Raw genomic sequence first — 13,280 nt, 5'->3', positions numbered from 1 at the left:
AATTACAGAGCCGGGTCGCGCATTTCCCAGCGGATGTCGTCAATGGCCTTCAAGACCTCGGGCGTCAGCTGTGTGCTCCACGCAGCCAGGTCTTCGTTCAGCTGCGCCAACGAAGTCACGCCGATGATGGTGCTGGCCACGCTCCAGCGGTGGTAGCAAAACGCCAGCGCCATCTGGGTGGGCGTCATGCCGTTGTCGCGTGCCAGCTGGTTGTAGCGGCGGGCGGCCACCAGCGCCTCGGGGCGGCCCCAGCGCTGTTTGCGCATCGAGTCGTAACGGGCAATGCGGCCACCGTCGGGCACCAGCGGGCCTTTCAAATCATCGTTGTCGTATTTGCCCGTGAGCAGACCAAAGCCCAGCGGCGAATAAGCCAGCATGGACACATTCAGTCGATAGCAGGTCTCGTCCAGACCGTTGTCATACGTGCGGCTGACCAGGCAGTAAGGGTTTTGCACCGTGGCCACGCGGGGCAGGCCGTGTTGCTCGGCCAAGCGCACAAACTCGTGCACGCCATAAGGGGTTTCATTCGACAGGCCGATGTAGCGCACCTTGCCCGCCTTGACCAGCTTGGACAGGGCTTCGAGCTGCTCGTGGATCGAGGTCACCGATTTGTCCTTGGCCGGATCGAAATACGTCATGCCAAACACCGGCACATGACGCTCGGGCCAGTGGATCTGGTACAGGTCGATCACGTCGGTCTGCAGGCGGCGCAAGCTGGCGTCGCAAGAGTTCAAGATGTCTTGGCCGGTCATGCCCGAGCCTTCGCGGATCCAGGGCATGCCGCGCGAGGGACCTGCGACCTTGGTGGCCAGCACCAGCTTCTGGCGAGCACCGGGGTTCTTGGCAAACCAGTTGCCGATGTAGGTTTCTGTCGCGCCACAGGTGTCGGCCGAAGCAGGCACGGCGTACATCTCGGCGGTGTCGATGAAGTTGATGCCCGCTTCGAGCGAGCGGTCGAGGATGGCGTGCGAATCGGCCTCATTGACTTGCTGACCAAAGGTCATGGTGCCCAGGCAGATGGGGGTGACTTGCAAATCGGATTGACCGAGTTGAACGAGTTTCATGGTGTTTCCTGTCGGTATGGCAATGGGGTGCGACAAGCCGCACTCGGGCTTGTCTTGTTCGGTCTTATTTTGTCACGGGCGCGCTCAGGCTTTTGTCGCCGAAGCTCTCGCCTCCTCTTGCAAGCGCAGCACACGCCGCTGCACCTTGCCGGTGGTGGTCATGGGCAGCTGGTCGATGAACTCGATCTCCTTGGGGTATTCATACGGCGCCAGCAACCCGCGCACATGGGCTTGCAGCTGGGCGCGGACGGCGTCATCGAAAGCGGCTTGGCCATCACCTGAAGGCCTTTGGGCCAAGCAATCGGGCGACATCACCACATAGGCCTTGACCAGGGCTCCACGCTCGGCGTCGGGCTTGGGCACCACGGCGGCGTTGGCCACCGCCGCGTGCTTGACCAGGCAGTTTTCAATCTCGCCGGGGCCAATCCGGTAACCCGCCGCCTTGAACATGTCGTCGGTGCGGCCCTGGTACCAAAGGTAGCCGTCTTCGTCCGCCACGGCCATGTCGCCCGTACGGCACCAGTCGCCGGTGTACTTGGCCGTGGTGGCTTTGTCGTTGTTCCAGTAGCCCAAAAAGAACACTGGATCAGGATGGCCGTGCACATCGAATCGGTTGACCGCCACTTCGCCGGGCGTGCCTGCCGGGCACAGCTGGCCAGCCTCGTCGATGACGGCGACCTGGTGACCGGGGTAGCCCTTGCCCATGCTGCCGGGTCGTGCGGGCCACAAGCGGGCGCAATTGCCCACCACGTAATTGATCTCGGTCTGGCCGAACATCTCATTGACCGTGACGCCCAATTGCTTTTGACAGTAATCAAACACCGCATCGCCCACAGCCTCGCCCGCGCTCATGATGGCCTGCAGCTTGAGGCGGTAACGCGCCTTGGCATCGGGCACGGCCTTCATCATGGCCTTGAGCGCGGTGGGGAACAAAAAGGTGTGGGTCACGCCATGGCTTTGCAAAATTTCAAACGCCGCCTCGGGCGAAAAGCGCCCGTTGAACGCCACGATGGGGCGACCAAAATACAGGCTGGGCAACAAGGCGTCCATCAGGCCGCCGGTCCAGGCCCAGTCGGCTGGCGACCAAAACACCGCCGTCGACTGGCTGCCGGGCCGATCGGGGTCAAACCCCAACCAGTTCTGGCTGCAAACAAAACCCGTCAGGTTGCCGATCAAAGCCCGGTGCGGGATCAGCGCCCCCTTGGGGTTGCCGGTGGTGCCGCTGGTGTAGATCAACACGGCAGCTTCTTCGGCCAAAGTGGCCACCGACTTGAAGGTGGCGGCGCGGGCCGCACATACCTTGGCGTAGTCCAGATCGGCGACAGCGGCTGCATCGCCCACACCGATCAGGCACTGCAAACCCGGGCAATCGGGCCGCGCAAGTTTCAGGGCTTCGATGGTGGATTCGTCGCACACCGCCACCCGGGCCTGGCTGTCGTTGATGCGAAAAGACAGCGCCTCGGGCCCAAACAACATGGACAGCGGCATGGCCACCGCGCCCATTTGCAGCACCGCCATGTAGGCCACGGCGGTCTCGAAACGCTGAGGCATGACAATCGCCACGCGGTCCCCGCGCCGCACACCTTGCGCACGCAAGACCTGGCTCAAGCGGTTGGCCGCGCTTTGCAATTGGCCAAAAGTCCAACGGCGCCCCAAGCCTTGGCCTGCGACATGTTCGCGGATCGCCACGCGCCGCGCCGTGGCCGCTTGTGCAGCCCATTGGCCGCAACAAGCCTGCGCCATGTTGAAGCGCTTGGGCACTTTCCAGCCAAAGCCTTGGTGAATGGCGCTGTAACGGTCTGGCACCTTTTGGTGGCGGTCATCGGTGTGACTGCGTGTCATGGCTTGTCTCCTTATGATTGAAAGTATGTACCAAGTTTTACGCCCCTCCATCAGCTCCTGGGTGCCGCTGCGCGGCTGCCAGTACCACGTGCGACAGTGGGGCACTCCTGAACCCGGCACCACACCTTTGGTGCTGGCCCACGGCTGGATGGATGTGGCCGCTTCTTACCAGTTTATGATCGATGCCTTGAGCGAAGCCTTTGTGCAGCAAAGGCCCATCATCGCCTTTGACTGGCGCGGCTACGGCCTGACCGAAGCACCCGCGACCGACAGCTACTGGTTCCCCGACTACCTGGCCGATCTGGACGCGCTGCTGGACACGCTCTACCCCGCTCAAACCATCGACCTGGTGGGCCACAGCATGGGCGGCAATGTGGTCATGATGTACGCGGGCGCCCGCCCCGAACGCATCCGCCGCTTGGTCAACATCGAAGGCTTTGGCATGCCCGCCACCCGCCCTGCCCAAGCCCCCGGTCGCATGGCGCAATGGCTGGACGAGCTCAAAGCCACGCGCCAGGGCGACAAAGACCTCAAGACCTATGCCAACGCAGGCGGTGTGGCCGCACGCCTGATGAAAACCAATCCTCGCCTGTCGCAAGTCAAAGCCGACTGGTTGGCCCAGCATTGGGCCCAAGCCGGAGCAGACGGGCAGTGGCGCATCCTGGGCGATGCCGCGCACAAGGTGATCAACCCTTACCTTTACCACGTAGAAGAAACGCTGGCGACCTACAGCCGCATCGGTTGCCCCGTGCTGGCCGTGGAAGCCACCGACGACTCGCTGGGCCTGTGGTGGAAGGGCAAATACACACTGGACGAATACCACGAACGTCTGAAGTCGGTACCAGAGGTCCAGATCGCCCGCATCGACAACGCAGGCCACATGCTGCAGCACGACCAACCCGAGACATTGGCCCAAACACTGGAACAATTTCTGACCATTTGAATTCTTTACCTTTACACAAGCCCTCTAAAATCCCCTGTCGATACCCAAAATAGTCAGGGATTTTTCTGTGCGTCATTTCACCATTGCATTGCTCAGCACGGCCTTGGCCAGTCTGATGGCCTGTACCACGGCCCAAGCGAGCCCATCCGAGCATTACTGCCCATCGTTTTTGTCCGTCGACGGTGCGCCCGAGCCCACTCACCGGGGCGAGGTGGTGTTCTCTCCCTACACCCACCACTGGACCCACAACCCCGAACACAAACCTGTGGTGCTGGTGGCCGTGGACGAGCAATTGCCCGGCAACCGCTTTTGCGGTGTCGCCTTGTTCAGCAATTCCTTTGGCCAGCCTTCCACTTATGTGTACGCAGGCCAACAATTCAACAACCTGTTGGGCAACCCCCACTTGTTTGTGAAGGTCACCGCTGGCATCTTGTACGGCTATGTGGGCAAATACGAAAACAAGGTCCCCCTCAACCACAACGGTTTCTCCCCAGCCATCATCCCCTCGATTGGCTACCGATTGACCGAACACGACTCGGTGCAAGTCAAGGTGCTGGGGACAGCTGGCCTGATGTTCTCTTACGGTCGCAGTTTTTAAGCCCTTGTTCGGCCGGCCCAAGGGCCAAGTCATGAGAAAATGCCCGGTTTACCGAACCGGACACTTTCCCCATGGACGCAGAACACATCAACCAAATCGGCGCATCCCTCACAGACCTGACCGCTCGTACCCACGAGTTACGGGGGTATCTTTGACTACGATGCCAAATCTGAACGGCTGAGAACCGTCAACGCATCGCTCGAAGATCCCTCGGTCTGGAACGACCCGAAAAAAGCCCAGGAACTGGGCAAAGAGAAAAAAGCCCTCGACGGCGTGGTGGTCACCATCACCAACCTGACGAGCGAATTGGCCGACAACCTTGAGCTCTTCGAGATGAGCAAGGAAGAAGGCGACGATGCAGGTCTGCAAACCATCGAAGCCGAAGCCGCCAAACTGGCCAAGCTCGTGGAAGACCTCGAATTCCGCCGCATGTTCCGCCACGAGGCCGACCCGCTCAACTGCTTTGTGGATATCCAAGCCGGAGCAGGCGGGACCGAAGCCTGCGATTGGGCCAGCATGTTGCTGCGCCAGTACATCAAGTACGCCGAACGCAAAGGCTTCAAGGCCACCGTGGAAGACGAAACGCCGGGCGACACCGCAGGCATCAAGGGCGCGACCATCAAGATCGAAGGCGAATACGCGTTTGGCTTGCTGCGCACCGAAACCGGCGTGCACCGCCTTGTGCGCAAGAGCCCGTTTGACTCGTCAGGCGGCCGCCACACCTCGTTTGCCTCGTTGTTTGTGTACCCCGAGATCGACGACTCGATCGAGATCAACATCAACCCGTCTGACGTGCGCACCGACACCTTCCGTGCCAGCGGCGCGGGCGGTCAGCACATCAACAAGACCGACTCGGCCGTGCGCTTGACACACATCCCCACGGGCATCGTGGTGCAGTGCCAAGACGGCCGAAGCCAGCACAGCAACCGCGATGTGGCTTGGCAACGCCTGCGCTCGCGCCTGTACGACTTCGAAATGCGCAAGCGCCTGGAAGAGCAGCAAAAGCTGGAAGACACCAAGACCGATGTGGGCTGGGGTCACCAGATCCGCAGCTATGTGCTGGACAACAGCCGCATCAAGGATTTGCGCACCAACGTCGAAATCTCGGCCACCCAAAAGGTGCTCGATGGCGACCTCGATGCGTTCATCGAAGCCTCACTGAAACAAGGCCTCTGACCCGGTCAGACCTCAAGCAAAACGGAGTTAGTGATGCGTGAAGGACAACCCACCGCGATTCACCGGGAGGCTTATGCTGCCCCGGCTTTCTGGATCGACACCGTCGATCTGACCTTTGATCTGGACCCGGCCAAAACCCGCGTCCTGAACAAAATGCGCCTGCGCCGCAACCCCGACGTGGCGGCCCAAGCGCTGCGTCTGGACGGTGAAGAGCTGAACCTGGCCCGTGTGCTGGTCAACGGCGGCGGCACCTCGTTCAAGATGGACGGCAACGTGCTCGTGTTGGAGAATCTGCCCGAAGGCCATGACGCTTTCGATCTGGAAATCTTCACCACCTGCAACCCCGAGAAGAACACCCAGCTGATGGGCCTGTACGTGAGCCAGGGCACGTTCTTCACCCAGTGCGAGGCCGAGGGTTTCCGCCGCATCACCTACTTCCTGGACCGCCCGGACGTGATGGCCAGCTACACCGTCACGCTGCGTGCCGACAAGGCCAAATACCCGGTGCTGCTGAGTAACGGCAACCTGGTTGAGCAAGGTGCACTGGAAGACGGCCCCAACGGTCCGAGACATTTTGCCAAGTGGGTCGATCCACACAAAAAGCCTTGCTACCTGTTCGCCCTCGTCGCGGGCCAACTGGTCGCGCGCGAGCAGCGCATCACGAGCCGCAGTGGCACTGAACACTTGCTGCAAGTGTTTGTGCGCCCGGGTGACCTGGACAAGACCGAACACGCGATGAACTCGCTCATGGCCAGCGTGGCCTGGGACGAAGCCCGCTTTGGCCTGCCGCTGGACCTGGAACGCTTCATGATCGTCGCCACCAGCGACTTCAACATGGGCGCGATGGAAAACAAGGGCCTGAACATCTTCAACACCAAATACGTGTTGGCGAACCCGGCCACCGCCACCGACATGGATTTCGGCAACATCGAATCCGTCGTTGGCCACGAGTACTTCCACAACTGGACCGGCAACCGCATCACCTGCCGCGACTGGTTCCAGCTCTCGCTGAAAGAAGGCCTCACGGTCTTCCGCGACCAGGAGTTCAGCCAGGACATGGCGGGCGAGGCCAGCGCCCGCGCCGTCAAACGCATCGAAGACGTGCGCGTGCTGCGCACCGTGCAGTTTGCCGAAGACGCAGGGCCCATGGCCCACCCCGTGCGCCCAGACAGCTATGTGGAAATCAACAACTTCTACACCGTCACCATCTACGAAAAAGGCTCTGAAGTCGTTCGCATGATGCAGACCCTGGTGGCCACGCCTGACGACCTGCAAGGCCGCAGCGGTTTCGCCAAGGGCATGAAGCTGTACTTTGCACGCCACGATGGCCAGGCCGTGACCTGCGACGACTTTGCCCAAGCCATTGCAGACGCCAACCCCGGCACCGCCCTGGCCGAGCACCTGAGCCAGTTCAAGCGCTGGTACAGCCAGGCGGGCACGCCGCGCCTGCAAGCGCGTGGCGTCTACAACGCGGCCGAGCGCAGCTACACCCTCACGCTCAGCCAGACCTGCCCCGCCACACCCGACCAGGCCAGCAAGCAGCCCTTCGTGATTCCGGTCACGCTGGGCCTGCTGTCGCGCGATGGCCAGGCCCTGCCCTTGCAACAGACAGGCAGCGCCGACGCCTTGCCACAGCAAACCCTGGTCCTGACCGAAGCCAGCGCCAGCTACACCTTCGTCAACATCGACAGCGAACCCGTGCCTTCGCTGCTGCGCGGTTTCAGCGCCCCGGTGGTGCTCCAAGATGGCCTGAGCACCGCCGACTTGTTGTGCCTGCTGGCCCACGACAGCGACCCCTTCAACCAATGGGAAGCCGGTCAGCGCCTCATGCTGCAAAGCGCGGCGCAAGCCCTGGCCCAAGCCGATGCCGCTGGCCCCGTACTGTCCGACGAGCTGCTCACTGCCTTGCGCAATGTGCTGCGCCACCCTGGTCTGGATGCGGCCTTCAAGGACCTGGCACTCACCCTGCCGTCCGAGAACTACATCGCAGACCAACTGAGCGTGGTGGACCCGCAACGCGTGCACACGCTGCGCGAAGCCATGCGCCTGCAACTGGCCACCGCCTTGCAAGCCGACTGGCAATGGGCCTGGGACGCCCACAAGAACAACGGCGCTTACTCGCCCGATGCCCTGTCCAGCGGCCGCCGCGCCCTGGCTGGTCTGGCCATGGGCATGCTGTGCATCGCTGCCGTGCAGACCGGTGACGATGTGACACCCGGCCGCGTGTACCAGCAGTTCAAGGACGCCAGCAACATGACCGACCGCTTCAACGCGCTGTCGGCCCTGGTGGTCAGCGGCCATGCTCTGGCCAACGACGCGCTGGCGCTGTTCCACAAACTCTTCCAGCACGAAGCCCTGGTCATCGACAAATGGTTTGCCCTGCAAGCCGGTGCGCCCGACCGCGCAGGCGACGTGCTGCCGCGTGTGCGCCAGCTCATGCATCATGCCGACTTCAGCCTGCGCAACCCCAACCGCGCCCGCAGCCTGATCTTCAGCTACTGCAACGCCAACCCCGCAGCCTTCCACCGCACTGATGCCGCAGGCTATGTGTACTGGAGCGAGCAGGTGCTGGCGCTCGACGCCATCAACCCGCAAGTGGCCGCCCGCCTGGCCCGCGCCATGGACCGCTGGAGCCGCCTGGCCGAGCCCTACCGCAGCGCGGCCAAGGTCGCCATCGAACGCGTGGCCGCCAAGGCCGACCTCTCCAATGATGTGCGTGAAGTGATCAGCCGCGCCCTGAGCAGCACCTGAACCTAAGGAACGAACATGAGCAGCAAAATCTCCCTCTCCCGCTACCTGGTGGAACAGCAACGCGACAAAGGCCACATCCCGGCCGACCTGCGCCTGCTGCTCGAAGTGGTGGCCCGCGCCTGCAAAAGCATCAGCCACGCCGTGAACAAAGGCGCCCTGGGCGGTGTGCTGGGCAGCGCTGAAAGCGAAAACGTGCAAGGCGAAGTCCAGAAAAAGCTCGACATCATCGCCAACGAAGTGCTGCTGGAAGCCAACGAATGGGGCGGTCACCTCGCGGCCATGGCCTCTGAAGAGATGGACAGCATCTACCTGGTGCCCAACCGCTACCCACAAGGCGAATACCTCTTGTTGTTCGATCCCCTCGACGGCTCGTCCAACATCGACGTCAACGTCAGCATCGGCACCATCTTCAGCGTGCTCAAAAAGCCTGAGGGTGACCAGGGCGTGACCGAGCAGGACTTCCTGCAACCGGGCCACCAGCAAGTGGCCGCAGGCTACTGCGTGTACGGCCCGCAGACCACCCTGGTGCTCACCGTGGGCGATGGTGTGAGCATGTTCACCCTGGACCGCGAACAAGGCTCTTTTGTGCTCACGCAAGAGAACGTGCAAGTGCCCGCCGACACCAAAGAGTTCGCCATCAACATGAGCAATATGCGCCACTGGGACGAGCCCGTGCGCCGCTACATCGACGAATGCCTGCAAGGCAAAGAAGGCCCACGCGGCAAAGACTTCAACATGCGCTGGATCGCCAGCATGGTCGCCGACGTGCACCGCATCCTGACCCGTGGCGGCGTCTTCATGTACCCCTGGGACAAGCGCGAACCCCAAAAAGCCGGCAAGCTGCGCCTGATGTACGAAGCCAACCCCATGAGCTGGCTGATCGAACAAGCTGGTGGCGCCTCCACCAACGGCAAGACCCGCATCCTCGACCTGCAACCGAGCCAGTTGCATGAACGCGTGAGCGTCATGCTCGGCTCCAAGAACGAAGTCGAACGCGTGACCAGCTACCACGCGAAGGTATAATTTTCGAAGGTTAGCCGGTGTAGCTCAGTCGGTAGAGCAGCTCATTCGTAATGAGAAGGTCGGGTGTTCGATTCATCTCTCCGGCACCAAAACATCAGGGTCAGCAGATCAAAGTCTGCTGACCCTTTTTTATTTTCTGCTTCCGCGTGATCAGAGAAACGTTCTCGCAAATTCGAACATTGACCATGCCCAAACCCATCCGACTTTTCGCCGCCCTGCTGCTCTTGACTTTTGGCCTGGGCAACGCCATGGCCCAGCGCATGTACGACAGCAGCGGCAGGCAGTTGGGCCGGGTCGATGCCGAGCGGTTTTACAGCGCATCAGGGCATCAGATCGGGCGTGTGGATGGCGAGCGGATTTACGACGCCTCAGGGCGGCAATTGGGTCGCATCGACGGGGACCGGGTTTACGACGCATCGGGCAGGCAGCTGGGGCGCATCGATGGCGAGCGGCTGTACAGCGCCTCGGGCTCGCTGATGGGGCGGCTCGATGGCGAGCGGATTTATGACGCATCGGGCCGTCAGATCGGCCGCGCCGATGGCCTGCGGCGCATGCAGATGATCGTGTACTTTTATTTCTTCATGTGAGCGGCGCATTGGGATGCCGAATGCACCACACAGCCGCCGACATGGCTAACACCAAGAAGGCGGCTTGAAGACATGCACCGGACTTCGCGTCCGATGCGATGCCTCACTTGGCGGGATAGCGGTTGGGGTACTTCTCGCGCATGGTCATGCCGGTCTCACCGTCTGCCGGGATATTGCCCAAGCGCTTGGCTTCTTCCAGCTCGGCCTTGACTTGTGCGCGGGTTTTGGTCGGGCCTGAAGGTTTGGCCGGGTAACGCCCGGGGTTGACTTCGCGCTCTTTGAGGCCCGATTCATTGGCACACATCACATCGCCCGTTCGCTTGGCCTCTTCCAGCTCGGCTTTGACTTGTTCGCGTGTTTTGCCTGGGGTGCCTGGCGCTGAGGGGTAGCGCGAGGGATTGGCTTCGCGCAAGGTGCGACCGCTCTCGTCGCCGCAAGGCATGTTGCCGGTGCGCTGGGCTTCTTTCAACTCGTTCTTGACCTGCTCGCGTGTTTTACCGCCTGCAGCATCTTGCGCGAATGCGTTGGAGAACAAGGCGGTCAAAAAACTCATGAGGATCGGGGCCATGATTTTGGAGTGACGCATGGGGGCTTCCTTTTTGGATTTAAAAATGGAAGCCCAATTTATCAAGCAGCATTCTTGCAGACAGTGGCTTGGCGCACACAAAGCGCAGCACCGCACCCATGAAAAAAGCCGCTCACCTGAGCGGCTTTGGAACAAGCGATCAGCGCCTGATCATTCGTCGGTGTCGGGCGGCAAGCCTTCAAATGCCGCAGGCACCGCAGGGCCAGTGACCACGTTGCGCAGGGTTTCGCGCAGCATTTTCTTTTCGGGCAGGCTCAGGGCGCGGGCCAGGCGCTGGCGCATGCGCAGCAGCAGTTGGCGGTCCACTTCTTGCGGAATGCCTCGGCTGATTTGCAGGGCGTCCTTGAGGTCTTCACGCAGGTCTTCGGGCTCTTCGTCCCACCAGGCGCTGACGACTTCTTGCATGGATTTGCGCAGCTCTTCGACGTCTTCCACCGCCAGACCCATGCCGGTGGGGATCTTGCCTTGCAGCATGTCGGCCAAGGCTTGCGAATTGACCACCACGCGGCGGTCGGCTTGGGCCAGCAGACGGGCCCAACCCGGATCGGTGCGGACCATTTGGGGCATGTTGCGGGCCGATTCGTCGGCCAGCAGGTGCACGCTCAGGCCGCTGAGCTGGGCTTCGTCGATGGTAGCCAAAAAGCGTTCATCGTCGCTGGCCACCAGCACGTGGTCGCAAGCATGGTGCTCGGCCAGCTGTTTGAGGTCGTGGCCCAAAGAGCGCAGCAGCGACGCGCCGCCGTCGGCGTCGTGGGCTTGTACCAGCCGCACGATCTGGTCGTCGATGACCAGACCATCGGAGCGGTCGCTGTACCAGTAAATGCGTTTGAGGTCGACGTCCAGCGCCGAGTGCGCCAGCGCTTGCGACAGCAAGCTGAGCAGGCCTTGGCGGTTGACCGATTCGCCAGTAGCACCCAGGGCGCCTTGCTGGGCCATCCAGATCAGGAATCGGCCGTCGATGAGGGCCATGCAGGTGCCGCTGCGTTGTTCGCCAAAACGGCGGTCAGAACGGGGGGCTTGAGAGAAGTAATCACGCTTCATGAGTAAACCTATACGAATAAAAAGAAACCATAGCGCTGCTAAAAAATGCAACGTGTCTCATTTTACGGCGGCTTGAGCCCAGAGCCCATGCTCTGGGGCCATCATGAAAACGCAGATGTCACTTCCAGGTGTAGGTCAGGGCGGCATAAGCCGTGGCCTGGCCAGACCGGTCGACCAAGGGGCTGTTGCGCACGGCGCTGTCCCAAGCGCGGTAGCGCCCCAGCAACTGCAAAGCCCAAGGCCCTTGCAAGGGCACCGTGGCGTGCAAAGACAGCACAGGCACCGTGGATGCACCGGCTTGATAAACCAGCAGGCCCGCAGAGGATTGCGCAGCTGTCACGCCATACAAGTGCTGCACATAGGCCGCGCTGCGGTGCTCCAGGCCCAGCTGGGGGTACAAGGTGGCCTGGCCCAGGGCCAGTTTGCCCGCCCAGGTCAGCTCCAGCAGTTGGCCGCCTGAGGTGGCGTCGTGAAAGACATAGGCGAACACGCCGCCCATGGCGGTGCGCTGAAAAGTGCCCAGCCCCACCGGCACGGGCGCCGAGCGGTCACCGGCGGTGCTGAAGTCGGTTTTGTGGGCCTTGAAGCCCTCTGTGCTCACGCGGGCCGCCAACTCCAGATGCCCCTCCCCCATGGGCAGCGCTTTGATGCCGAAGGTGTCCACACGCGCATAAAAACGGCCGTAATCGCCATAGACATAGGGCATGGCCGTGACGGTACCGCGGGCGCCCTGCACCACCGGCTGGCTGGCCACCAGCATACCGCCCGCATCGCCAACAAAGTGGTCAGGAAAGGCCGACTGCGCCTGCGCGACCGATCCAGCCGCCAACAAAATTCCGAATGTGTGTTTCATGCGCATGGTGTTTCTCCTTCAATGAATTGTGCCGCATGGCCTGGCCCTCTGCGAGGCGCCGCTGCGGTCGGGTATAAATACCGCTGTGACCCAACCTTTGTCCATCGATCCCCGCACGGTCCCCATTGAACGGGTTGACCATGATTTGCCCGCCGTCCCTTGGGCGCACATGCAGCCCGATGCCTTGCGAGCGCGTTTTGCGCAAGCACCGGTGTGGACCCCCGAGGTGGTGCGCGAGCCACAGTTCTCGAGCCGTGCACCCGCAAAGGCGGCGGTGCTGGTGCCGATTGTCATGCGAGGCCCGGCGGCGTCCGAGCCCACCATATTGTTGACACAGCGCACAGCGCACTTGTCGACCCATTCGGGACAAATTGCCTTTCCAGGCGGCAAGGTCGACGCCGAAGATGCCGATGTGCAAGCCACGGCTTTGCGTGAAGCGCAAGAAGAAGTCGGCCTTGACCCGCGCCATGTGCAGGTGATTGGCCAGTTGCCGCTCTACATCACCGGCAGCGCGTTTTGGGTGACGCCGGTGATTGGCTTGGTCTCGCCTGACATGGCGCTGCAGCCCAACCCCGATGAGGTGGACGATGTGTTCGAAGTGCCTCTGGCCTTTTTGATGAACCCTGCACACCACCGCCACCACAGCATGATGTGGCAAGGGGCGCAGCGGCAGTGGTTTTCCATGCCTTACCAGGAAAGCCGCATCGCCGCCGATGGTGAGCAGGCCTTGGTTGAACGCTATATTTGGGGGGCGACGGCAGCGATGCTGCGCAACCTCTATCGTTTTTTGATAGCCCACCCCGCGGGATGATTTGA

The 13,280-nt window shown here is 61.8% G+C and carries 12 protein-coding genes and 1 tRNA gene; 8 read left to right on the top strand and 5 right to left on the bottom strand.

Features of this window, described 5'->3' with window-relative positions:
* Window positions 1–2: 2 nt before the first annotated feature.
* Together Q1W40_RS09485 and Q1W40_RS09480 are read right to left on the bottom strand one after the other, a co-directional pair.
* Window positions 3–1,064: an aldo/keto reductase gene (locus Q1W40_RS09485; protein ID WP_300711268.1), complete on the bottom strand. Its 1,062-nt coding sequence runs from the start codon at window positions 1,062–1,064 to the stop codon at window positions 3–5.
* An 84-nt stretch (window positions 1,065–1,148) separates the two neighbouring features.
* Window positions 1,149–2,906, bottom strand: coding sequence for an AMP-binding protein (locus Q1W40_RS09480; protein WP_300711266.1), 1,758 nt, complete (start codon window positions 2,904–2,906; stop codon window positions 1,149–1,151).
* 25 nt (window positions 2,907–2,931) lie between these two features.
* Between Q1W40_RS09480 and Q1W40_RS09475 the strand changes: the two genes are divergently transcribed.
* From Q1W40_RS09475 to Q1W40_RS09445, 7 genes are all read left to right on the top strand, one after another.
* Window positions 2,932–3,849 carry an alpha/beta hydrolase gene (locus tag Q1W40_RS09475; protein WP_300711264.1) on the top strand — a complete coding sequence of 306 codons (918 nt, stop codon included), beginning with the start codon at window positions 2,932–2,934 and terminating at the stop codon, window positions 3,847–3,849.
* 67 nt (window positions 3,850–3,916) lie between these two features.
* On the top strand, window positions 3,917–4,447 hold the full coding sequence (locus Q1W40_RS09470) for a hypothetical protein (protein ID WP_300711262.1): 531 nt from the start codon (window positions 3,917–3,919) through the stop codon (window positions 4,445–4,447).
* 71 nt (window positions 4,448–4,518) lie between these two features.
* Window positions 4,519–5,623 (top strand): peptide chain release factor 2 gene (gene prfB / locus Q1W40_RS09465; RefSeq protein ID WP_300711260.1). Its coding sequence is split into 2 segments (ribosomal slippage): window positions 4,519–4,599 and window positions 4,601–5,623, totalling 1,104 coding nucleotides; the frame shifts between segments, so codons are not numbered across the junction.
* Window positions 5,624–5,656: 33 nt separating this feature from the next.
* Entirely contained in the window at window positions 5,657–8,374 is a 2,718-nt protein-coding gene (gene pepN / locus Q1W40_RS09460) for an aminopeptidase N (RefSeq protein WP_300711258.1), read from the top strand.
* Window positions 8,375–8,389: 15 nt separating this feature from the next.
* Complete coding sequence (locus tag Q1W40_RS09455) at window positions 8,390–9,397, top strand: class 1 fructose-bisphosphatase (RefSeq protein WP_300711256.1); 1,008 nt, start codon at window positions 8,390–8,392, stop codon at window positions 9,395–9,397.
* A 13-nt stretch (window positions 9,398–9,410) separates the two neighbouring features.
* A tRNA-Thr gene (locus Q1W40_RS09450) sits at window positions 9,411–9,486 on the top strand.
* Window positions 9,487–9,582: 96 nt separating this feature from the next.
* Window positions 9,583–9,984 carry a 5-fold beta-flower protein gene (locus tag Q1W40_RS09445; protein WP_300711254.1) on the top strand — a complete coding sequence of 134 codons (402 nt, stop codon included), beginning with the start codon at window positions 9,583–9,585 and terminating at the stop codon, window positions 9,982–9,984.
* Window positions 9,985–10,087: 103 nt separating this feature from the next.
* Here the strand turns inward: Q1W40_RS09445 and Q1W40_RS09440 are convergent, their stop codons facing one another.
* The 3 genes from Q1W40_RS09440 to Q1W40_RS09430 form a co-directional block, all read right to left on the bottom strand.
* On the bottom strand, window positions 10,088–10,570 hold the full coding sequence (locus tag Q1W40_RS09440; protein ID WP_300711252.1) for a DUF4148 domain-containing protein: 483 nt from the start codon (window positions 10,568–10,570) through the stop codon (window positions 10,088–10,090).
* A gap of 150 nt (window positions 10,571–10,720) precedes the next feature.
* The gene (locus Q1W40_RS09435) at window positions 10,721–11,611 is read right to left on the bottom strand and encodes a hypothetical protein (RefSeq protein ID WP_300711250.1); all 891 of its coding nucleotides are present in this window, start codon (window positions 11,609–11,611) and stop codon (window positions 10,721–10,723) included.
* A gap of 118 nt (window positions 11,612–11,729) precedes the next feature.
* Complete coding sequence (locus tag Q1W40_RS09430; protein WP_300711248.1) at window positions 11,730–12,470, bottom strand: MipA/OmpV family protein; 741 nt, start codon at window positions 12,468–12,470, stop codon at window positions 11,730–11,732.
* A gap of 79 nt (window positions 12,471–12,549) precedes the next feature.
* Between Q1W40_RS09430 and Q1W40_RS09425 the strand changes: the two genes are divergently transcribed.
* On the top strand, window positions 12,550–13,275 hold the full coding sequence (locus Q1W40_RS09425; protein ID WP_300711246.1) for a CoA pyrophosphatase: 726 nt from the start codon (window positions 12,550–12,552) through the stop codon (window positions 13,273–13,275).
* Window positions 13,276–13,280 lie beyond the last annotated feature (5 nt).

The organism is Limnohabitans sp., from assembly GCF_030158565.1.
Lineage (GTDB): Bacteria > Pseudomonadota > Gammaproteobacteria > Burkholderiales > Burkholderiaceae_C > Limnohabitans_A.
The sequence above is the reverse complement of the archived record's forward strand: the minus strand, read 5'-3'. Positions and strand labels throughout refer to the sequence as shown.